General features: G+C 68.3%; 20 protein-coding genes and 1 pseudogene. 14 read left to right on the forward strand and 7 right to left on the reverse strand.

The window, feature by feature from the left end:
- Positions 1-74 precede the first annotated feature (74 nt).
- The 4 genes from fabG to loiP all read left to right on the forward strand — a co-directional run bounded on the left by fabG (position 75) and on the right by loiP (position 4,013).
- The gene (fabG, locus tag HW466_RS21715) at positions 75-791 is read left to right on the forward strand and encodes a 3-oxoacyl-ACP reductase FabG (protein ID WP_151006920.1); all 717 of its coding nucleotides are present in this window, start codon (positions 75-77) and stop codon (positions 789-791) included.
- 139 nt (positions 792-930) lie between these two features.
- A complete protein-coding gene (locus HW466_RS21720; RefSeq protein WP_239005959.1) occupies positions 931-2,178 on the forward strand; it encodes a chorismate transformation FkbO/Hyg5 family protein in 1,248 nt (415 codons plus the stop codon).
- A gap of 116 nt (positions 2,179-2,294) precedes the next feature.
- Positions 2,295-3,101 (forward strand): glycosyltransferase family 2 protein, encoded by an 807-nt coding sequence (locus HW466_RS21725; protein ID WP_059506851.1) that lies wholly within the window; start codon positions 2,295-2,297, stop codon positions 3,099-3,101.
- 150 nt (positions 3,102-3,251) lie between these two features.
- Positions 3,252-4,013, forward strand: a complete 762-nt coding sequence (gene loiP, locus HW466_RS21730) for a metalloprotease LoiP (protein WP_059447886.1) — start codon at positions 3,252-3,254, stop codon at positions 4,011-4,013.
- Positions 4,014-4,128: 115 nt separating this feature from the next.
- Here loiP and HW466_RS21735 read toward each other — a convergent pair.
- Positions 4,129-4,278, reverse strand: a pseudogene (locus HW466_RS21735) (L-lactate permease); the annotation flags it as partial.
- Positions 4,279-4,409: 131 nt separating this feature from the next.
- Here HW466_RS21735 and HW466_RS21740 point away from each other — a divergent pair.
- The gene (locus tag HW466_RS21740) at positions 4,410-6,035 is read left to right on the forward strand and encodes a phospholipase D family protein (RefSeq protein ID WP_174905860.1); all 1,626 of its coding nucleotides are present in this window, start codon (positions 4,410-4,412) and stop codon (positions 6,033-6,035) included.
- Positions 6,036-6,286: 251 nt separating this feature from the next.
- Positions 6,287-7,060 carry a class II aldolase/adducin family protein gene (locus tag HW466_RS21745; protein WP_059790079.1) on the forward strand — a complete coding sequence of 258 codons (774 nt, stop codon included), beginning with the start codon at positions 6,287-6,289 and terminating at the stop codon, positions 7,058-7,060.
- A gap of 22 nt (positions 7,061-7,082) precedes the next feature.
- On the opposite strand, the gene HW466_RS21750 is transcribed toward HW466_RS21745, so the two are convergent.
- A complete protein-coding gene (locus HW466_RS21750) occupies positions 7,083-8,084 on the reverse strand; it encodes a TonB-dependent receptor (RefSeq protein ID WP_151005771.1) in 1,002 nt (333 codons plus the stop codon).
- 86 nt (positions 8,085-8,170) lie between these two features.
- Here HW466_RS21750 and HW466_RS21755 point away from each other — a divergent pair, with 86 nt between their 5' ends.
- The 3 genes from HW466_RS21755 to HW466_RS21765 all read left to right on the forward strand — a co-directional run bounded on the left by HW466_RS21755 (position 8,171) and on the right by HW466_RS21765 (position 10,067).
- Positions 8,171-8,374, forward strand: a complete 204-nt coding sequence (locus HW466_RS21755) for a hypothetical protein (protein WP_151005770.1) — start codon at positions 8,171-8,173, stop codon at positions 8,372-8,374.
- Positions 8,375-8,544: 170 nt separating this feature from the next.
- The gene (locus HW466_RS21760) at positions 8,545-8,979 is read left to right on the forward strand and encodes a CHRD domain-containing protein (RefSeq protein ID WP_059545341.1); all 435 of its coding nucleotides are present in this window, start codon (positions 8,545-8,547) and stop codon (positions 8,977-8,979) included.
- A gap of 125 nt (positions 8,980-9,104) precedes the next feature.
- Positions 9,105-10,067, forward strand: coding sequence for an alpha/beta hydrolase (locus HW466_RS21765; protein ID WP_151005768.1), 963 nt, complete (start codon positions 9,105-9,107; stop codon positions 10,065-10,067).
- Here HW466_RS21765 and HW466_RS21770 read toward each other — a convergent pair.
- The gene (locus HW466_RS21770; RefSeq protein WP_151005766.1) at positions 10,037-10,879 is read right to left on the reverse strand and encodes an EcsC family protein; all 843 of its coding nucleotides are present in this window, start codon (positions 10,877-10,879) and stop codon (positions 10,037-10,039) included. The two genes, HW466_RS21765 and HW466_RS21770, sit on opposite strands and share 31 nt — an antisense overlap.
- A 108-nt stretch (positions 10,880-10,987) precedes the next feature.
- Between HW466_RS21770 and HW466_RS21775 the strand changes: the two genes are divergently transcribed.
- On the forward strand, positions 10,988-12,583 hold the full coding sequence (locus tag HW466_RS21775; RefSeq protein ID WP_151005764.1) for an MDR family MFS transporter: 1,596 nt from the start codon (positions 10,988-10,990) through the stop codon (positions 12,581-12,583).
- A 34-nt stretch (positions 12,584-12,617) separates the two neighbouring features.
- On the forward strand, positions 12,618-13,064 hold the full coding sequence (locus HW466_RS21780; RefSeq protein WP_059447877.1) for a MarR family winged helix-turn-helix transcriptional regulator: 447 nt from the start codon (positions 12,618-12,620) through the stop codon (positions 13,062-13,064).
- A 121-nt stretch (positions 13,065-13,185) separates the two neighbouring features.
- Here the strand turns inward: HW466_RS21780 and HW466_RS21785 are convergent, their stop codons facing one another.
- Both HW466_RS21785 and HW466_RS21790 read right to left on the reverse strand, forming a co-directional pair.
- Positions 13,186-13,767 (reverse strand): DJ-1/PfpI family protein, encoded by a 582-nt coding sequence (locus tag HW466_RS21785; protein WP_174905861.1) that lies wholly within the window; start codon positions 13,765-13,767, stop codon positions 13,186-13,188.
- A 161-nt stretch (positions 13,768-13,928) separates the two neighbouring features.
- On the reverse strand, positions 13,929-15,209 hold the full coding sequence (locus tag HW466_RS21790; RefSeq protein ID WP_059447876.1) for an amino acid deaminase: 1,281 nt from the start codon (positions 15,207-15,209) through the stop codon (positions 13,929-13,931).
- Positions 15,210-15,329: 120 nt separating this feature from the next.
- On the opposite strand from HW466_RS21790, the gene HW466_RS21795 reads away from it, so the two are divergent.
- The 3 genes from HW466_RS21795 (at position 15,330) to HW466_RS21805 (ending at position 18,259) form a co-directional block, all read left to right on the forward strand.
- On the forward strand, positions 15,330-16,265 hold the full coding sequence (locus tag HW466_RS21795) for a MurR/RpiR family transcriptional regulator (protein WP_151004768.1): 936 nt from the start codon (positions 15,330-15,332) through the stop codon (positions 16,263-16,265).
- Between the two features lie 2 nt (positions 16,266-16,267).
- Entirely contained in the window at positions 16,268-17,749 is a 1,482-nt protein-coding gene (locus tag HW466_RS21800; RefSeq protein WP_059506844.1) for an N-acyl-D-amino-acid deacylase family protein, read from the forward strand.
- A 123-nt stretch (positions 17,750-17,872) separates the two neighbouring features.
- Complete coding sequence (locus HW466_RS21805) at positions 17,873-18,259, forward strand: RidA family protein (protein WP_009691931.1); 387 nt, start codon at positions 17,873-17,875, stop codon at positions 18,257-18,259.
- 88 nt (positions 18,260-18,347) lie between these two features.
- Here the strand turns inward: HW466_RS21805 and queF are convergent, their stop codons facing one another.
- Together queF and ilvA are read right to left on the reverse strand one after the other, a co-directional pair.
- Complete coding sequence (queF, locus tag HW466_RS21810; protein WP_151004763.1) at positions 18,348-19,172, reverse strand: NADPH-dependent 7-cyano-7-deazaguanine reductase QueF; 825 nt, start codon at positions 19,170-19,172, stop codon at positions 18,348-18,350.
- A gap of 12 nt (positions 19,173-19,184) precedes the next feature.
- Positions 19,185-20,708, reverse strand: coding sequence for a threonine ammonia-lyase, biosynthetic (gene ilvA / locus HW466_RS21815; protein ID WP_151004765.1), 1,524 nt, complete (start codon positions 20,706-20,708; stop codon positions 19,185-19,187).
- Positions 20,709-20,944 lie beyond the last annotated feature (236 nt).

Consider the following 20,944-nt stretch of genomic DNA (forward strand, 5'->3'; position numbering starts at 1 on the left):
GGCATGCGGCGACGGTGGCCGCACGAACCGCCGCCGCGGCGATCGGGAGGAAACGCGATGAACGGAGCAATGCGATGCGTGCGCTCGTAACGGGCGGCAGCGGCGCACTCGGGCAGGCGATCTGCACGGCGCTCGCGCAGGCCGGCCACGAAGTCTGGGTGCACGCGAACCGGAATCTCGCGCAGGCGGAGGCGGTCGCGCAGCACATCGTCGCGGCCGGCGGCGCGGCGCATGCGATTGCGTTCGACGTGACCGACGCCGATGCGACGCTCGCCGCGCTCGCGCCGTTCATCGACGACGCGCCGGTGCAGATCCTCGTGAACAACGCGGGCATTCACGACGACGCGCCGATGGCCGGCATGTCGCGCCGGCAGTGGCACAGCGTGATCGACGTGACGCTCAACGGGTTTTTCAACGTGACGCAGCCGTTGCTGCTGCCGATGATTCGCACGCGGCGCGGCCGGATCGTCAACATCGCGTCGGTCGCGGGCGTGACCGGCAATCGCGGGCAGGTGAACTACGCGGCCGCGAAGGCGGGGTTGATCGGCGCGACGAAGTCGCTGTCGCTGGAGCTCGCGTCGCGCGGCATCACGGTGAATGCGGTCGCGCCCGGCATCATCGAATCGCCGATGGCCGACCCTGCGTTTCCCGCCGAACGGATCAGGCAGCTCGTGCCGGCGCAACGCGCGGGCCGGCCCGATGAAGTCGCGGCGATGGTCGCGTATCTGGTATCCGACGCGGCCGCTTATGTGACGGGGCAGGTGCTGTCCGTCAACGGCGGGCTCGCATGACGATGCGCACGGCGTCGGCCTGACGCGACGCAACGGCGCGCAACGCGGGGCGTGGCCACGATGGCGCGCATCCGCATCGCATAGTGAGGAAATCGAAGTGTCAGTGCATCCAGTCGACGCCGAACGGCGAGCGTCTTCCATGTCGTCCGCCCCGGCCGTGCTCGCGCGCGAACCCGTGGCGAGCGCGGCGGCCGCATCGCACGCGGGCATGTCGTCGGCAGCGAACGGCGGCGACCGTGCGTTGCGGCTCGTCCGGATCGATCATGCGCGGCTGGCTGCACTGCTGGATGCCGGGCAGCAACGGGCCGACGCATTCGACCGCGCGTTTCCCGGCGCGCTCGGGGCGGTCTGCATCGGCGCGGCCGGCGCGCCGACCGACGCGATGGCCCGCATGCTCGCCGCCGCCGCGCCCGACCTGCCGCTCGCACCGGTGCAGATGGCGCTGCTCGACGCCGGCGGCCACGCAGGCGCGGGCGCGGTCTGCGAAATCTGGCAGTGCGACGCGCCCGACCTGCGCAGCGAGCGACGCGGCGCGCTGCAGTATCGCTACAGCGAAACGGCGGGGCTCGCGTTCGGCAGCATCGTCGTGCGGGAACAGGCGGAAGCGATCGATGCCGATCGCGATGGCGGCACGCCGCTCGAGCGCGCCACATACGATGCGTACCGCACGCTGTTCGACGTGCTCGATATGCTCGGCATTGCACATGCGCTGCGAATCTGGAACACCGTGCCCGCGATCAACGCGCTGCAGTTCGGGATCGAGCGCTATCGTCAGTTCAATATCGGCAGGCAGCGCGCGTTCGACGCGTGCCGCCGCGCACTGACGGGCAGTGTGCCGGCGGCCTGCGCGCTCGGCTCGATCGCGCCGGTCACGGGCGACGCGCCGCCGGCCGCGCCGCTCGCGATCCATTTCATCGCGAGCCGCACGCCGGCCGATCCGGTCGAGAATCCGCGTCAGGTCAGCGCGTATCACTATCCGGCGGAATACGGGCCGCGTGCGCCGACGTTCGCGCGCGCGGCCGCGTGGCCTGCCGACGAAGCGTCGCCGCTGCTGTTCGTATCGGGCACCGCGAGCATCGTCGGGCATCGCACCGTGCATCGCGGCGACGTCGTCGCGCAAACGCGCGAGACGATCGCGAACCTGGCCGCCGTGCTCGAGCAGGCCGCGCGGCAGGGGCACGGCGCTTTCACGCTCGCCGACCTGAGCTACCGCGTCTACGTGCGCGACGCCGGCGATGCCGCGGCGCTCGCCGCGATCGAACGCACGCTGCGCGAGGCGGCGGGCGCCGCCGTGCGGCCGTTGTTCGTCCACGCGGACGTGTGCCGCGACGATCTGCTGGTCGAGATCGACGCGAGCGCCGGCCATCCGCTGGAGCACCTGTCGTGAAGCGCGCGGGCCTGTCGCTGCGCGAACCGTCGCCCGGCGTCGACCAGTCCGGTCCGCGCTCGTCGGCCGGTCATACACTTTTGTCAGGATCCTTGTCTTCGCAATCGGCCGTTCCCATGTCCAAGCTGCACGCCTCGTCGACCCATCTCGTACTGATTCCGAGCTACAACCCAGGCGTCAAGGTCGACACGACCGTGCGCAACGCCCGCGCGCAGTGGAATCCGGTGTGGGTCGTCGTCGACGGCAGCACCGACGGCAGCGCCGAGCGGCTGCAGGCGATGGCCGAGCGCGACCCCGGGCTGCGCGTGATCGTGCTGCCGGAGAACCGCGGCAAGGGCGCCGCGGTGTTGGCCGGGCTCGACGCGGCGGCCGCGAGCGGCTTCACGCACGTGCTGACGATGGACTCCGACGGCCAGCACCCGGCCGACCTGATTCCCGAGTTCATGGCCGCGTCGCAGGCGGCGCCGGACGCGATGGTGCTGGGCCTGCCGAAGTTCGACGCGAGCGCGCCGCAACTGCGCGTGCAGGGCCGTCGGCTGTCGAACGGATGGGCCGACCTCGAGACGCTGTGGGCCGGGATCGGCGATTCGCTGTACGGCTTTCGCGTGTACCCGGTCGCGCCGCTCGCCGCGATCATGCATCGCCAGCCGTGGATGCGCGGCTTCGACTTCGATCCGGAAGCCGCCGTGCGGCTGTGCTGGGCCGGGGTGCGGCCGATCCGCATCGACGCGCCGGTGCGCTACTTCGGCGCGCACGAGGGCGGCGTGTCGCATTTCCACTACGGCCGCGACAACGCGCTGCTCGTGTGGATGCACCTGCGGCTCTTCGCCGGTTTCGTGGTGCGGCTGCCGATGCTGGTCGCGCGGCGGCTCACGCGCCGCTCGCATGCCGCGCTCAGCCGATCGTCCGGCCGCGGCGATTGAGGGCTGGATTGTCGTCAATTCGTTGATCGATCGCGTCTTTCATTCCGGATCGTTCGGTAATCAAGTTGTCATTCGATGTAAACATCTGGTAATTTTCTGCCGGATTATGCAAAATCGCCGCTCTCAAATACAACTACCGAGGGATCCGGGATGCATATCAAGAAAGCGGCGGCAGCGTGTGGCATGGCGTTCCTGTTGAGCGCATGCGGCGGGGTGCAGAATCTCGACGCGAACAGCCTGACGTCGGCGGGGACCAGTCTGGTCAAGGCGGCGACGCTGTCGGACAGCGACATCGCGGCGCTGTCGAACGACTCGTGCAAGGCGAGCGACGCCGAATCGAAGATCGCCGCGCCGAACAGCGCGTATTCGAAGCGCCTGGCGAAGGTGATGAAGGGCTTCGGCGACATGACGCTGAACGGCCAGAAGATCAACTACAAGGTCTACATGACCAAGGACGTCAACGCGTGGGCGATGGGCAATGGCTGCGTGCGCGTGTACAGCGGCCTGATGGACATGATGAACGACGACGAACTGCGCGGCGTGATCGGTCATGAAATGGGCCACGTCGCGCTGGGTCACTCGAAGAAGGCGATGCAGACCGCCTACGCGGTCAGCGCGGCACGCACCGCGGCCGGCGCGGCATCGCCGGGCGTCGCGGCCCTGACGAGCTCGCAGCTCGGCGACATCACCGAGAAGTTCATCAACGCGCAGTTCTCGCAGACGCAGGAAAGCGCGGCCGACGACTACTCGTTCGATCTGCTGAAGCAGAAGAACATGAACCAGAAGGGCCTCGTCACCGCGTTCCAGAAGCTTGCGCAACTCGATGGCGGCAAGAGCTCGATGATGAGCTCGCACCCGTCGTCGGCGAGCCGTGCGCAGCACATCCAGGATCGCATCGCGAAGGGCAGCTGATCGCCGTCCGGTGCGCCGGCCGCGTCCGGCGCGCTGGATAACGAAAGACCCCCACGCTCTTGCGGGCGTGGGGGTTTCGTTTTTCGGCGAACGGGGAAACGGCCGCGCCGCTCGCTTACGGCGCCATCCCGGGCAGCACGCAGGCCTGCACGAACGTCATCGGGCCAGCGATCATCGCGAACAGCAGGCTGCGGCGAACCGTGAAGCGAAACAGCCCCGATTCGTTGCCGACGAGGCCGGTCGTCGCGCATGCCGCCGCGATCGCGTGCGGCGCGCATGCGCGAGCCGCGCGATTGACCGGTTCATCGGGCGCCCACTAGAATCGGTTGGAACCACCGGTCAGCCGCACGTCGCGGCGATTGCGGATTCAACGATCCGCCTGTCGAGGAAGTTTCCGTGCTCACGTCCCTGATCCGGCGCGCGCCGGCCGCGCTGTCGTGGCGCGTCGCCTGCCGCGCGGCCCGCGCGCTCGCCGTCTGCGCGCTGCTGTCTTCGGTCGCAGCCTGCGCGACGCATCCGCCCGCCACCACGCTCGATCGCTCCGTCTCGCACGCACTCCCGGCCGATACCGCGACGCCGCTGCGCAACGCGCTGGCCGTGCCGCAAGCCGCGCACCCGGGGCAATCGGGCTTCCGGCTGTTGTCCGACGGCGCGACCGCGCTGCAGATGCGCATCGCACTCGCGCGCGCGGCGACGAAGACGCTCGACATGCAGTACTACATCGCGACCGAGGACACGACCGGCAAGCTGTTGCTCGCCGCGGCGCTGTACGCGGCCGACCGCGGCGTGCGCGTGCGGATGCTGGTCGACGACCTGAATTTCCGCGACATCGATCGCGTGATGGCCGCGCTGAACACGCACCCGAAGATCGAGATTCGCGTGTTCAACCCGTTCGGCGCGTCGCACTACGGGATGGTCGAGCGCACGGCCAACTCGCTGACGCGGATCGACAGCTTCACGCGACGGATGCACAACAAGGCAATGATCGCGGACAACCAGATCGCGATCGTCGGCGGCCGCAACCTCGGCGACGAATATTTCAGCGCGAGCCCGACGCTGCAGTTCCGCGATCTTGACGTGCTCGCCGCCGGCCCCGTGACGAGCGACATCTCGAGGAGCTTCGACGACTACTGGGCGAGCGCGAGCAGCTATCCGCTGCGGGTGCTGAATCATCAGACGTTCGATCCGAAGGATCTCGACGCGATGCGCGACGAACTGCGCGACCACTGGCGCAAGAACGCCGATCCGTACAATGCGAAGCCGCTGAACGCGACGCCGCTCGCGCAGCAGATCGCGCGTGACGAGCTCGAGCTCGTGTGGGCGCCGGCCGAGTTCAAGGTCGACGCGCCGGACAAGATCGTGCGGCCGACCGATACGTACGTCAGTCCGCCGATGCAGCGCCTCGTCGAGCTGACGCGCGGCGCACAGCAGGAATTCCTCGCGTTTTCGCCGTACTTCGTGCCGCACGACGCGGGCGTGAAGATCCTCGGCGACACGGCCGCGCGCGGCGTGCGCGTCGCGATCCTGACCAATTCGCTCGCCGCGACCGACGCGGTCGCCGTACAAGCCGGCTACGCGCCGTACCGCGTGCCGCTGCTGCGGCGCGGCGTCGAACTGTACGAATTCAAGGCGCGGCCGAACCCGCCGAGCGCGGGCCTGTTCGGGTCGCGCTCGCGCGCGAGCCTGCATGCGAAGGCGTACGTGATCGACCGCAAGATCCTCGTGATCGGGTCGCTGAATCTCGATCCGCGCTCCGCGCACCTGAATACCGAACTCGCGCTCGTGATCCACAGTCCGACGATCGCGCAGCAGGCCGCAGCGATTTTCGCGCGCGTGACGCAGCCCGACGAAAGCTACCGCGTGAGCCTTGCGACGCCAGCGGGCGGAGGGGCGCCCGAACTCGAGTGGACCGGCACCGACAACGGCGAGCCGGCGACCTATCACGTCGATCCGCATGCCGGGCTGATGCGCAACCTGATGACCGGATTCTTCATGCTGCTGCCGGTCGACGACCAGTTGTAAGGGCCGGAACGACTCGGGCCAAACCCGCGATACCGGTGCGCGGGGAAAGATGATATGGTTGTGCGCGCAACGATATTCGCATCATGACGGGTGCCGCGGCACGGCTCGCGCAAGGCGGGCCGCAGCGGTGCCGAACGACGCGTCGCACGCGCGTGCGCCGGACGCAACCGCGCGCCGCGTGCATCGCCAGGAGACGAGGGACGATGCGCGAGCCGCCCGCGCGGCCGCGCCGCCCGTAACCGGAGTGCCCCATGCAACGTGTACCGAACCAGCCGTTCACGCGTCCTGCCCGCTTCTCCGAAGCCGAATGGCAGGCGCGCGTGCAGCTCGCGGCCGCCTACCGGATCTTCGACCATCTCGGCTGGACCGAGCTGATCTACAACCATATCTCGCTGCGCGTGCCGGGCGAGGACGGCCATTTCCTGATCAATCCGTTCGGGCTCCATTACCGCGAGGTATGCGCGTCGAACCTCGTGAAGATCGACATCGACGGCAACGTGATCGGCCATTCCGACTGGCCGATCAATCCGGCGGGCTTCACGTTCCACAGCGCGATCCATGCGGCGCTGCCCGACGCGCACTGCGTGATGCACGTGCATACGACGCCGACGATGGCCGTGTGCTGCTCGCGCGAAGGCCTGTCGTTCTCGAATTTCTATTCGGCGCAGTTGTACGGGAAGGTCGCGTATCACGATTTCGAGGGCATTACCGTGCATCTCGAGGAAGGCAGGCGCATCGTCGAGAGCGCCGGCGGGCGGCCCGTGCTGCTGCTGCGCAACCACGGGCCCGTGACGATCGGCGCGACGCTCGCGCAGACCTTCTCGTTGATGTGGCTGCTCAATCGTGCATGCGAAGTGCAGGTCGCGACCCGCGCGATCGGCGACGCACTGCCGATCGCGCCGCCGGTGCTCGAGGGCTGCGTGCGCGATTCGCTGAACTTCGATCCGAAGCACGGCGCGGGGCAGGATGCATTCGACGCGTTGCAGCGCATCGTCGACCGGATCGATCCGGGTTATCGCGCGTGAGGCAGGGTGACCCGCGCGCCGGCTAGAACCGGTAGCCGAGCCCCGCCTGGATCACGTCGGTGTCGCGGTCGTAGCGCGTGACCACGCGGTTCCACGTGACGCGCGTGAGCCAGCGATCGGAGATCCGGTAGCTGGCCGAGATCGACACGATGCCGGAGAGCCGGCCGTCGCCGGGGCCGGGCTGGCCCGCGCGATTGCGCTGGTCGACGGTGAAGTACGCGCCGGCGCCGGCCGATAGCGTGATCTTGTCGCTCAGGAACGCGCGCGTGAGCCACAGCTCGGACGCGATGCCGTTGCGGCGGATGCCTTGTTTCGCGCCTTCGTACATCCAGGTCGCGGTCCAGTCGACCGTGCGCGTGAGGCCGCGCCGGTATTCGAGGCTGCCGCCGAGCGTCGACGGCGACGAGCGGCTGTTGAGGATCGTCTCGCCGAGCATGGCGGTGACTTCGTTGTTCGTGACCTTGCGCGTGCGCGGCAGTGCGGTGTCGCGCGGGCCCGGCGTGCCGGGTGCATCGAGCTGGTAGCCGATGCCGAACATCACCGACGTCGTGTCGGGGCCGCTGAACACCTGCGCGCGGTTGAGCTGAAGCTGCGCGATCCAGCGATGCGACGTGTAATACGCGGCGCGCACACTCATCAGCACGCCCCAGCCGTGTGTGTTCGAATAGCCGCGGCCCTCGGCGGCCGGCACCGTGTCGAAGTAGCGATACGGGCCCACGCCGGCGGACAGCACGAAGCGACGGTTATCGAGCGGCACGCGGCCCCAGAACTGCACGGCCTGGCCGTCGCGATGGTGGTTCGGAATGTGACCCTCGTTGTACCACGTGAAGCCGAGCGCGGTGTGTGCGCTCAAGCCTTCCTGATAGTCGAACGCCCAGGCATACGAGCGGTCGCCGCCGCCTCGCAGCGCGCCGGCGGACAGCGAGAATTCCTGCGCATCGGCAGGTGCGCCATGGAGCGCGGCGACGGAGCAGAGGCTCGCCAGCAGCGGGCGAACACGGACGGGGCGGGGTGGGCAGGGCAGCGGGAAACGGTCCGGCAAGGTTCACTGTTCAGTTGCGACAAAACGCGGTCATTGTCTCGTGCGTGCCATTCCGTGTCGACGCGGGTTTGCGCAACAACCTGTTACGCATCGTGACGCCGTGCGCGATGCATCGTCGAACCGCGAAAATCGATTCGCGGTGCTTCGTGATTCGTCACGGTGAAGCGGATGATGATGGCTGCATGGCGTGCGGCACGCGCAAAAAAAACGCGGCCGGGTGGCCGCGTGAATACTCGCAGACTCCTTCGGACGAAGGAAACAAGCAACTGTGAGACGAAGTGTAGCGAAAGGCCGCACGCGGATTCAGCGCTTGCGCTGCAAAGGTCTCTTCCAGGTTCCGTCAGGCTGGCGCGCGACGCCCCGGTGCCGGATCGGCGGCGATCGACTACCATCATGGAGCGTCCCCGTCCGGGGGGCGTACCCAGTCGTACAAGGAGGATTCATGCCGAAGCTGCGTTTGCTCCAGATGGCTTTGCTCGCGGGCGTGCTGGTCGCCGGCAGCGCCGCCGCCGAAACGGTGCGCCTGACCGCCAACCTGCAGCCGTCGAGCGAAGTGCCGCCGACCGCGACCAAGGGCGCCGGCGCCGTCGATGCGACCTACGACACGGCCACCCACATGCTGCGGTGGACGGTGACTTACGAACACCTCACGGGGCCGGCCACCGCCGCGCATTTCCACGGGCCCGCGCCGGTCGGCCAGAACGCCGGCGTGCAGGTACCGATTCCGAAGGACGCGCTCGAGAGCCCGATCAAGGGTTCCAGGGAGCTCACCGACTCGCAGGTCACCGACCTGATGGCCGGCAAGTGGTACTTCAACGTGCACACGAAGGAGCATCCGTCCGGCGAGATCCGCGGCCAGATGATGCCGGCGAGCTGACGCTGAAGCCGACGCGGGCCGGGGCCGGCGAACCGCCCGCCGGCGTTTGATATAGAGGCTCCCGTCGAGCGGCGCGGCGACGATCGCACGTACCATCGTCACACTGTGATGACGGAGTGGATTCGATGAGTTGGCAAAGCAAGTTCGCGTGCTGGCTGCTGCGCTGGCAGTTTCGTCCCGAGACCACGCGCCCGGTGCTCGATCCTGCACGCGCGCGGCGCTTTACCGACCTGAGAATGATCGTGCCGCGTCGCCCGCCGTCGGGCTACCGGCTGCGCGAATGCTACGGGCCCGGCGACGCGCCGCTGCGCGGCGAATGGCTCGAACGCACCGACGCGCTCGCCGCTCGCGGGCCTGGCCGCACGCTGCTGTACTTCCACGGCGGCGGCTATTACTTCTGTTCGACGAAGACCCATCGGCCGCTCGTGTTCGGCCTCACGAAGCGCGCGGGCGTGCGCTCGTTCTCGCTCGACTACCGGCTCGCGCCCGAGAACCGCTTCCCGGCCGCGCTCGACGACGCGCTGGCCGCCTACCGGCAACTGCTCGCGCTCGGTACGCCGCCCGAGTCGATCGTGTTCGGCGGCGATTCGGCGGGCGGCGGCCTCGCCCTGGCGACGCTCGTCGCGCTGCGCGATCGCGGCGAACCGCTACCGGCCGGCGCGATCCTGTTCTCGCCGTGGACCGACCTGGCCGGCACCGGCGGCACGATGCGCAGCAACGACGGGCTCGATCCGATGTTCGCGGCCGCGGCATTGCCGAAGGCGGCGAAGCTGTATCTGGGAGACGAATCGGCGACGCATCCGTACGCGTCGCCGGTCTATGCGGACTTGACCGGGCTGCCGCCGCTTTTCATCCAGGCAGGCAGCACCGAGGTGCTCCTCGACGATTCACGCCGCGTCGCCGACAACGCGAAGGCGGCCGGCGTGCCGGTGGAGATCGAGGTGTGGCCGGACATGCCGCACGTGTGGCAGCTGTACGCGCCGATGGTGCCGGAGTCGCGCGACGCGCTCGACCGCGCGTCCGCATTCCTGCGCCGCGTCGCGGTCGAGCGGGCGGTTCAGCGCGTGGGCGAGCCGTCGATCGCCTGATACGCGGCCTTCACGGCGACCGGGCCGTACTTGCGCTCGAGCCGGCGCACGGTGAAGTGGCCGTGCGCCATCTGCTGGAAGTGGTCGATGAACAGCGTGTTGACGGTCGCGCCGAGCACCGCGCCGATCGCCGGGATCGACTTCGCGGCCATCTGCTCGGTGACCTGTACCGAGAAGCGCGATGCCACCGTCTGCACCAGCTTGAACACCGCCGCCGAGCTGTGCGCGGCGATCCCTTTCGTCGTGATGTCCGACGATGCCTTCGAAATCGCCTGCGCGAGCGCGCCGCGCAGCACGAAATAGCCGAGATCGGCGTCCTCCTCGTGCTTGTCCGGGTTGCCGCCCATGCCGAGCACGGCCAGGCACTGCAACTGCGTATCCACCGAGCCGAGATCCTCGCCCTCGCTGCGCGCGATGTCGCACACCGAGCGGAAGATCAGCGTGGTCGTCACCGGCAGCTCCACCGGCAGCGCGAGGAAACCGAACGCGCCGCCCGCCGCGCCGGTCGTCGCGACCGCGAGCTTGTGCAGCAGGTTGCTCGGCTTGTCCGGCTCGGCGTCGGGCGTCTGCGGCTTGCCGAGCGTGCGCAGCGCGATGTTCAGGCACTTGCGCAGCGCCAGCTGCGTCGCGTCGTTGATCTTGCCGGTTGCGAAATCGGGCAGCCGCGCGATCATCTTCTCGACCGGCACGCCCAGCACGCCCGTCAGCTTCATCGTCAGCGACGGGCTCTCCAGTACCTGCTTCGCGCGCCCCAGCGCGTCCAGATCCTGCTCCGACAGCGTCGCCGCGGGCGTGATTGAAATCGGTTCCATCTTTCTCCTTTGCGGCGGGTATCGGCCCCGGCCGTCGCCAGCCTAGATTACTCCGGCGTGCTAGAATTTTGAGATTGTTTGACTCGTCAAAAGTTGCATCAACAAAAAATGGCCGTCCATACTGCCGCCCACCATTCGAGCGGGCAAGTCCTGCCGTTCCGCGAATCGCTGCTGGCGATGATCGGGATCTCGTTTGTCACCATGCTCGTCGCGCTCGACCAGACGGTCGTCGGCACCGCGTTGCCGACCATCGTCGCCGAGCTCAGAGGCTTCGACCTGTACGCGTGGGTCGCGACTTCGTATCTGCTCAGTTCCGTGATCACCGTGCCGATCTTCGGCCGGCTTGGCGACTATTACGGGCGCAAGCCGTTCGTGATCGCGTCGATCGTCGTGTTCACCGGCGCGTCGGTGCTGTGCGGGATGGCCAACGACATGCTGTTCCTGGTGCTCGCGCGCGGCCTGCAGGGAATCGGCGGCGGGATGCTGGTCGGCACCGCGTTCGCGTGCATTCCCGACCTGTTCCCCGATTCCGTCGTGCGGCTGCGCTGGCAGGTGTTGATGAGCTCCGCGTTCGGCATCGCGAACGCGGTCGGACCGTCGCTCGGCGGGATCCTGACCCAGTCGTTCGGCTGGCGCTCGGTGTTCTACGTCAACCTGCCGGTCGGCCTGCTGTCGCTGTTCTTCGTGTGGCGCTACCTGCCGCACCTGCGCCATGTCGAGCACGACCGCAAGATGCGGCTCGACTGGCCCGGCGCGCTGCTGATCGCGCTGTCGCTCGGCGCGCTGCAACTGTTCGTCGAGTGGCTGCCGAAGTACGGCGTCATGAGCTGGGCGTCGTTGCTGCTGGTCGTCGCGGTCGGTGCCGGCATCGGCTTGTGGCATTGGGAAAAACGCTGCGCGCAGCCGATCCTGCCGTTCGACATGTTCGGCAACCGCGCGTTGTCGGCGCTGTTCGTGCTCGCGATCCTCGCCGGCTTCTCGATGTTCTCGCTGCTGTTCTACGCGCCGCTGCTGTTCCAGGGCGGCTTCGGGATGTCGCCGAAGGAGGCCGGGCTCGTGATCACGCCGCTCGTCGTGTTCATCACGATCGGCAGCATCATGAACGGCCGCGTCGTCACGCGCATCCGCAATCCGAATGCGATGCTGCACGTCGGGTTCATACTGTTCGCGATCGCGTGCGCGGGCATCGTCGTGTCGACGCACTCGACGCCGACCTGGGCGCTGATGGCGCTGATGGTCGCCGGCGGCATCGGCCTCGGCTTCGTGTTGCCGAACCTCACCGTGTTCGCGCAGCAGACGGCCGGCCGCGAGCACCTCGGCATCGCGACGGCATTGCTGCAGTCGCTGCGGATGGTCGGCGGGATGATCGGCACCGCGCTGACCGGCACGCTGGTCAACCAGATGTATTCGAGCGGCGTGCGCAATGCGCTGTCGGGCGATCATGCGCTGCAGTGGCATGCGCGGCTCGCCGATCCGCAGATCCTGATCGACCGCGCGGCGCAAGGCGGTCTCGTCGCGGAGCTGACGCGCGCCGGGCATAATGGCGCGCTGCTGCTGGAAGCGGCCCGTGAATCGCTGGTCGGCGCGATTCACCTGGGCGTCGCGATGGCGGCCGTGGTCGCCGTGGTGTCGGTATGGCAGTGTCGCCGCGTGCCGCCGATCGCGCTGCGGCGCAAGATCGAACCGCATGTCGCGGCCGATTGAACGATTCACCGATTGAACGGGTAGGCATCAGCGCATGGAAGAACAGGACCGCGTCGCGATCTTGCAGCAATTCGGACGCACGTATCGCGCGTTCATGAGCGCGTTCGAAACGCACGTGGGGCAGCCGATGCCGCGCTGGCGCATCATGGTCGCGCTGCACACGATGGGCGGCCATGCGTCGCAGAAGAAGCTCGTGGAAGTGCTGCGCATCGATCCGGGCGCGCTCACGCGCCAGCTGAAGTCGCTCGATGCGCTCGGCTGGATCGAGCGCGCGTCCGACGCGCGCGACAACCGCGTGACCAACGTCACGCTGACCGAAGACGGGCGCGCCGCGTTCGCCGCCTGCCTGCCGCGCCGCAAGGCGTTCCTCGACCAGACGATGGCGCAACTGCCGGACGACGTGCTGACTGCGCTGTCGGGTGCGCTGGCGATGCTGGAGTCGCGGATCGCGGAAGCCGGCTCGACGCCGACGCCGCACTGAAGAGCAGCGCGGCAGGCGGCCCGACGGGTGCATGCCGTCGGCCGCCAAGCGCCGGCAGGGCATCCGGGTCCTGAGAACCCGCCGCCGGCCGGCGTTTCACTTCATTTCATCCCGCTTCGGTTTACAGCTCGATACGCGTGCCCAGCACCGCGAGGAACTGCGCGAGCCATGCCGGATGCGCGGGCCACGCGGGCGCGGTGACAAACGGCGCGTCGGTCACGGCCGCATCGACCGGGATGTCCGCGTACTCGCCGCCCGCGAGCTTCACTTCCGGCGCGCAGGCCGGGTAGGCCGAGATGCGCTTGCCGCGGATCACGTCGGCGGCCGCGAGCAGCTGCGCCGCATGGCAGATCGCGGCGATCGGCTTGCCGGCTTCGGCGAACGCGCGCACCAGCGCGATCACCTTCGCATCGAGACGCAGGTATTCGGGCGCGCGGCCGCCCGCGATCGCGAGCGCGTCGTAACCGGACGCCTCGACGTCGTCGAACGTCGCGTTCAGCGTGAAGTTGTGGCCGGGCTTTTCGGTGTAGGTCTGATCGCCCTCGAAATCGTGGATCGCGGTCTTGACCTTGTCGCCCGCGCGCTTGCCCGGGCAGACTGCATCGACGTGATGGCCGACGGCCTGCAGCGCCTGGAACGGCACCATCGTTTCGTAGTCTTCGGCGAAATCGCCGGTCAGGAACAGGATCTTCTTCGCGGCCATGGCTTTCTCCATTGAACAGCGTTGAGGGCCTGTTCGCGCCGCGTGCGGCAGACGGCGCTGCGGCGGCGAAGCGGCCCCGAGGACGAAAGCGCAGTGTACTCCGGCCGCTTGAAGCGCGCGTGACGGCCGCCCCGCGCGGCCGCGGGGCGGTGCGCGGGTTGTCAGAAGAAGGTTTCGACGACTTCCGTCACGCGGAACTGCGGATCGAGGACGAGCAGCTGGCGCCACTTGTCGAACGTCAGGCACGGGTGCGAGATGTCGAACGCGACCATGTCGCCGACCTTCACGTCCGCACCCGGCGGGATCTGCAGGTACGCATGCTGGTCCATCATTCCGGTGACGGCCCAGCCTTCGCTCGCGGCGACATCGCGCGGCGCGTCGTCGCGCCCCGGGCGGAAGTGGCGCGCCGGCTCGGGCAGGCCCGCGTCGAACGCCGCGTCGCGCTTGCCGAGCGCGACGATCGCGCGATCCGGCTCCGGCACCGATTGCACGTACGCCCACAGCTGCAGCGCCGGAAGCAGCCCTTCGCCCATCCTGCGGGCGGTCGGGTTGCGCGCGAACACGTCGGTCTGCGCCTTCTTGTAGATGCCGACGTCGTGCGTCAGGTAGCAGCCCGGGCGCAGCACGACTTCCGCGAAACCGGCGTCGGACGCCTTCGCGAATTCCTCCGCGACCACGTCGTACCACGCCGAGCCCGCGCCCGACAGGATCGCCGGCGTGCGCGCGAAACGGCCGGCTTCGGCCAGCGCTCGCGTGAGCGCGACCGCGTCCTGCAGGAACGCGCGGATCTCGCCTTCCTCCTTCAGCACGCCTTCGTAGAGTTCGATGCCGGCCAGCTTCAGCGTGTCCGGATAGCGCGCGATCGCATCGAGCACGGCCTCGCGTTGCGCGGCGTCGCGCACGCCCGCGCGACCGCCCGGCACGCCGAGCTCGATCAGCACGTTCAGCGTCCGTTTCGCTTCGCCGAAGAAGCGGCCGAGCTGGTCGACGCCGTCGGCCGAATCGACGAGGCAGAAGAATTCGAACTCGGGATCGGACAGCAACTGGGCGATGATCGCCATGTTCTGCCGGCCGACCAGCTGGTTCGCGAGCAGCACGCGCCGCACGCCGCCGTGATACGCGGCCTGCGTCTGGTGCGCGGTCGCGAGCGTGATGCCCCATGCGCCGGCGTCGAGCTGGCGGCGGAACAGTTGCGGCGCCATCGTCGTCTTGCCGTGCGGTGCGAACTGCACGCCGTATTGCTGGACGAACGCCTGCATCCAGTTCAGATTGTGTTCGATGCGATCCGCATACAGCACGGCGGCCGGCAGGCTGACGTCTTCCGCGAGCAGGTTCCACTCGAGGCGGCCCGCGTCGTCGAGCGGCACGCTCGCGCTCGGCAGGTTGCCGAGACCCTTGCCCAACGGATTGATTGTCGGTTCCTGATAGTTTGTAACTTTCATGTCATCCCGCTCCATCATCACTATGCATTGCATTGAAGTTGACATGGAAATGGTACAGAAAGTAGCATCGACGCGGTAATGTTATTTAGTAACATGAGCCGCCACACGCTCTTTCAGCAGATGAATTCGCCAGCTACCCCGTCCGCTCCGTTCGCGGCCGAGCCTTCGGCTTCGGTCGCCCGACCGGTCCTCGACATCGTCGCGCGGATCGCCGAATGCGCGCCGGACCTGCGCGAGGCCGAACGCAAGGTCGCCGCCTTCATCCTCGCCGATCTCGCGCGCGCCGCGCGGGCGAGCATCGGCGCGCTCGCGCGCGACGCGGGCGTCAGCGTCGCGACGGTCACGCGTTTCGCGAAGGCCGTCGGCTGCCGCGACGTGCGCGAACTGAAAGTGCTCGTCGCGCAGGCGGCGGCGGTCGGCCAGCGCTTCCTGGTGCCGGCCGACGCGCATCCCGAACAAGACGCGAGCCCCGCATCGGTCGTCTACGACGAGATCCGCGTGGCGCTCGCGCACAACCACCAGCTGCTGCGCAACACGTCGTTCGACGCGGCGGCCGACCTGCTCGCCGGCGCGAAGATGATCTACGTGTACGGGCAGGGCGGCGGCTCGACCGCGCTCGCCGATGAACTGCGCTTCCGGCTCGTGCGCTTCGGCCGGCCGGTGGCGAGCTACCAGGACAGCCTGCTGCAGCGGATGGTGGCGGCGACGCTGTCGCGCGACGCCGTGGTCGTCGCGCTGTCGGTGAGCGGGCGCGTGCCCGAACTGCACGAAAGCTGCCGGCTCGCGAAGCGCTACGGCGCGAAGCTGATCGCGATCACCGCGCCGGCGTCGCCGCTCGCGAAGCTGGCCGATCATCTGATTCCGGTGGTCGCGTTCGAAACCGATTTCATTTACAAGCCGTCGACATCGCGCTACGCGATGATGATGGCGATCGACGTGCTCGTCACCGGGGTCGCATTGCGGCTCGGCGATGCGGGCCGAGAATCGCTGCGCCGCATCAAGCATGCGCTCGATGCGCATCGCGGCGGCGGAGACCGTCAACCGGTAGGAGACTGACCATGCATTCGCATCCCGAAGCCGCCGATACGCTGATCGTCGGCGCGCAGTTGTACGACGGTACCGGCGCGCCGCCCGTCACGCGCGACGTCGCGATTCGCAACGGCGTGATCGCGGCGATCGGCAACCTGTCGAACTGGCTTGCCGAGACCGTCGTCGATGCGAACGGCCGCGCGCTCGCACCGGGCTTCGTCGACGTGCACACGCACGACGACACGCACGTGATCCGCGCACCCGAAATGCTGCCGAAGATCTCGCAGGGCGTGACGACGGTGATCGTCGGCAACTGCGGGATCAGCGCGTCGCCGGTGACGCTCGCGGGCGATCCGCCCGACCCGATGAACCTGCTCGGCGATCGCGCCGCGTTCCGCTACCCGACCTTCGCCGCGTATGTCGCGGCCGTCAACGACGCGCGGCCGGCCGTGAACGTCGCGGCGCTCGTCGGGCACACGGCGCTGCGCAACAACCAGATGGACCGCCTCGACCGCGCGGCGACCGACGGCGAAATCGCCGGAATGCGCACGCAGCTCGAGGAGGCGCTCGCGAACGGCGCGCTCGGGCTGTCGTCGGGCCTCGCGTATGGCTCCGCGTTCGCGGCGCCGGCCGAGGAAGTGATGGCGCTCGCCGAGCCGCTCGCGAACGCGGGCGCGCTGTACACGACGCACATGCGCACCGAGTTCGACGCGATCCTCGACGCGATGGACGAAGCGTACCGCGTCGGCCGTCACGCGCGGGTGCCGGTCGTGATCTCGCACCTGAAATGCGCGGGCCCGTCGAACTGGGGGCGCAGCACCGAAGTGCTCGCGTCGCTCGAAGGTGCGCGCCGCTACCAGCCGGTCGGCTGCGACTGCTATCCGTACAGCCGCAGCTCGTCGACGCTCGACCTGAAGCAGGTGACGGGCGACATCGACATCACGATCACATGGTCGCAGCCGCATCCGGAAGTCGCGGGCAAGCTGCTGAAGGCGATCGCGGCCGACTGGGGCGTGACCGAGCAGGAGGCCGCGCAGCGCATCCGCCCTGCCGGCGCCGTGTACCACAACATGTCCGAGGACGACGTGCGGCGGATCCTGTCGCATCCGGCGACGATGGTCGGCTCGGACGGCCTGCCGAACGATCCGCTGCCGCACCCGCGGCTCTGGGGCGCGTTTCCGCGCGTGCTCGGCCATTACGTGCGCGACACGAACCTGCTGCCGCTCGAGGAAGCGATCCGCAAGATGACGTCGCTGTCCGCGCGCCGCTTCGGGATTGCGCGGCGCGGCGAAGTGCATGTCGGCTACCACGCGGATCTCGTGCTGTTCGATCCGGCGCGCGTGATCGATGCCGCGACGTTCGAGCAGCCGCAGCAGCCCGCACACGGGATCGACGCGGTGTGGGTGAACGGCGTGCTGACCTACGAGAACGGCCAGCCGACCGGCGCGCGCGCCGGCGGTTTCGTCGCGCGCGGCGAGCGCGTGCCGGCGAGTGCCGAAGCCGCGTTCTGAGCGCGGCTCCGATCCGATTTGCCGCGTGCGCCATGTCGGCGCGCGCATCCGCAACCGTGCGTTGCATGGAACCGGCACTGGCGCTTGCATGCCGATGCCGGTCGACAACCAAGGAGTGAAACGATGAAGCGATATGGCGTGGGCGAAGCGAAGGGTACGGGCGGCCAGGTGATGCCGTTTGCACGCGCGGTCGAGGCCGACGGCTGGCTGTATGTGTCGGGCCAGACGCCGATGGTGAACGGCGAGGTCGTCGAAGGCGGGATCGTCACGCAGTCGAAGCAGGCGATCGAGAACGTGATCGCGATTCTGAAGGAAGCCGGCTACGGCCTCGAACACGTCGTGCGCTGCGGCGTGTGGCTCGACGACGCACGCGATTTCGCGTCGTTCAACAGGGTGTTCGTGTCGTACTTCGGCGAGCATCCGCCGGCACGCGCGTGCGTGCAGTCGAGCATGGTGATCGACTGCAAGGTCGAGGTCGATTGCATCGCTTACAAGGCGCCGGCGAAGTAACGCGCCCGCGCAGTCCGCTGCGCACAGTGAAACAGCCCCGCGGGCGCGAGCCGGCGGGGCTGTTTCGTTTCCGGCGGGCCGGTGTTACTTACTGCCGCGCGGTCCGCGCGTTGTCCGGCATCGGCTGGTTGTAGTTCGTGCGGAACGGATTGATGTCGAGGCCGCCGCGGCGCGTATAGCGCGCATACACGGCAAGCTTCACCGGTTTGCACGCATGCAGGATGTCGAGGAAGATGCGCTCGACGCACTGCTCGTGAAAGCCCGTGTGATTGCGGAACGAGATGATGTAGCGCAGCAGCCCCGCGTGATCGATCTGCGGCCCGACGTAGTGAATCTGCACGCTGCCCCAGTCGGGCTGGCCGGTGACCGGGCAGTTCGAGCGCAGCAGGTCGGACACCAGCGTCTCCTCGACGGGCGCTTCGTCCTCGGCGGCCGACAGCAGCGACGGATCGGGTTCGTACACGTCGGTGTCGAGGTCGAGCCGGTCGAGCGACAACCCGTCGAGCTCTTCCATCTGCAGCTTGCCGAAATCGTGCGGCGACACCAGCTGCACCGACACGCTCGCGCCGCACGCGGCGGACACGTCGCGCTTGAGCACGTCGCGCACCGTGTCGACCGAGTCGAACTTCGATTGCGCGAACGAGCCGAGATACAGCTTGAACGACTTCGATTCGACGATGTTCGGCGATTCGGCCGGCACGAAGAACGTCGCGACCGCGAGCTGCGGCTTGCCGCGCGCGTTGAGCCACGACAGCTCGTAAGCGTTCCAGATGTCGGTGCCGAAGAACGGCAGCGCCGACGTGATGCCGAGCTGCTCGCGCGAGCCGGCGCGCGGGATCGGGAACAGCAGCGACGCGTCGTACTGCGCAGCGTAGACGGTCGCCTTGCCCAGCGGGGAATGTTCGGGATTCATTGCACGAAGCCTTTACGACAGGAAGAGGCGGTAAGCCGGATTGGCGCTCTCTTCGACATACGGATAGCCGAGCGCCGCGAGGAAGCGTTCGAATTCGGCGCGATCGGCCTGCGGCACCTGCAGCCCGACGAGAATCGAGCTGTAGTCCGCGCCCTGGTTGCGGTAGTGGAACAGGCTGATGTTCCAGTCCGGTGCCATCGACGACAGGAACTTCATCAGCGCGCCCGGCCGCTCCGGGAATTCGAAGCGGAACAGGCGTTCGTCGAGCGCGAGCGGCGAGCGCCCGCCCACCATGTAGCGGATGTGTTCCTTCGACAGCTCGTCGTGCGTCAGGTCGACGGTCTTGAAACCGTGCGACTCGAAATTCGCGGCGATCCCGGCCGATTCGCCGCGTCGCCTGATCTGCACGCCGACGAAGATGTGCGCGGACTTCTCGTCGGCGATACGGTAGTTGAACTCGGTCACGTTGCGATCGCCGACGAGCGAGCAGAACCGCTTGAAGCTGCCGCGCTCCTCGGGGATCGTGACGGCGAACACGGCTTCGCGCGCCTCGCCGACTTCCGCGCGTTCGGCGACGAAGCGCATCCGGTCGAAGTTCATGTTCGCGCCGGACGTGACCGCGACGAGCGTCTGGTTCTCGATGCCTTCGCGTTCCGCGTAGCGTTTCGCGCCCGCGACCGCGAGCGCGCCGGACGGCTCGAGCACGCTGCGCGTGTCCTGGAACACGTCCTTGATCGCCGCGCACAGCGCGTCGGTGTCGACCGTCAGCACGCCGTCGAGGAACTCGCTGCAGAGCCGGAAGGTTTCCTCGCCGACGAGTTTCACCGCGGTGCCGTCCGCGAACAGGCCGACCTCGCTCAGCTCGACGCGCGCGCCCTTCTGCAGCGACTGCGCCATCGCGCACGAATCCTCGGCCTGCACGCCGAACACCTTGATTTCCGGCCGCACCGCCTTGACGTAGGCCGCCACGCCGGCCGCGAGCCCGCCGCCGCCGATCGGCACGAAGATCGCGTGAATCGGCCCCTGGTGCTGACGCAGGATTTCCATCGCGATCGTGCCCTGGCCGGCGATCACGTAAGGATCGTCGAACGGGTGGACGAACGTGAGGTCGCGCTCCGCCTGCACCTTGACCGCGTGCGCGTACGCATCGCTGTACGACTCGCCCGCCTGGATCACCTCGACGCTCGGGCCGCCGTGCGCACGTACCGCGTCGACCTTCACCTGCGGCGTCGTCACGGGCACGACGATCACGGCCTTGATGCCCATTCGTGCCGCCGAGAACGCGACGCCCTGCGCATGATTGCCGGCCGATGCCGTAATCACCCCGCGCGCGAGCGCGTCGGCCGGAATGTGCGCCATCTTGTTGTACGCGCCGCGCAGCTTGAACGAGAACACCGGCTGGTTGTCCTCGCGCTTCAGGTAGACGGGGTTGCGCAGTCGGGCCGACAGGTTGCGGGCGGGTTCGAGTTCCGTCTCGAGCGCGACGTCGTAGACGCGCGCGGTGAGGATTTTCTTCAGGTAATCGTGGGTGGCCATGGGCGCTCGCGTGCGGTGCGGAAGCAGACAGTAAAGGATCAATGATAGCGCCAAGGGTCCGTCCGCACGCAAGCGGCATGCCGGGTGCACGGGCGCGCAAGCGCGGCGGCGGGCGGGTTTGCCGCGCGGAGCGTCCCTTTTTACCGATTTAACTGCATGGTTACCGACCGGACGGACGGCGAATGCCGGCGCGAAAGCGCGCCGACGCAGGCCCGGCGCGGGTTGCGGCGAAAGCC

Source organism: Burkholderia territorii, assembly GCF_902833055.1.
Lineage (GTDB): Bacteria > Pseudomonadota > Gammaproteobacteria > Burkholderiales > Burkholderiaceae > Burkholderia > Burkholderia territorii.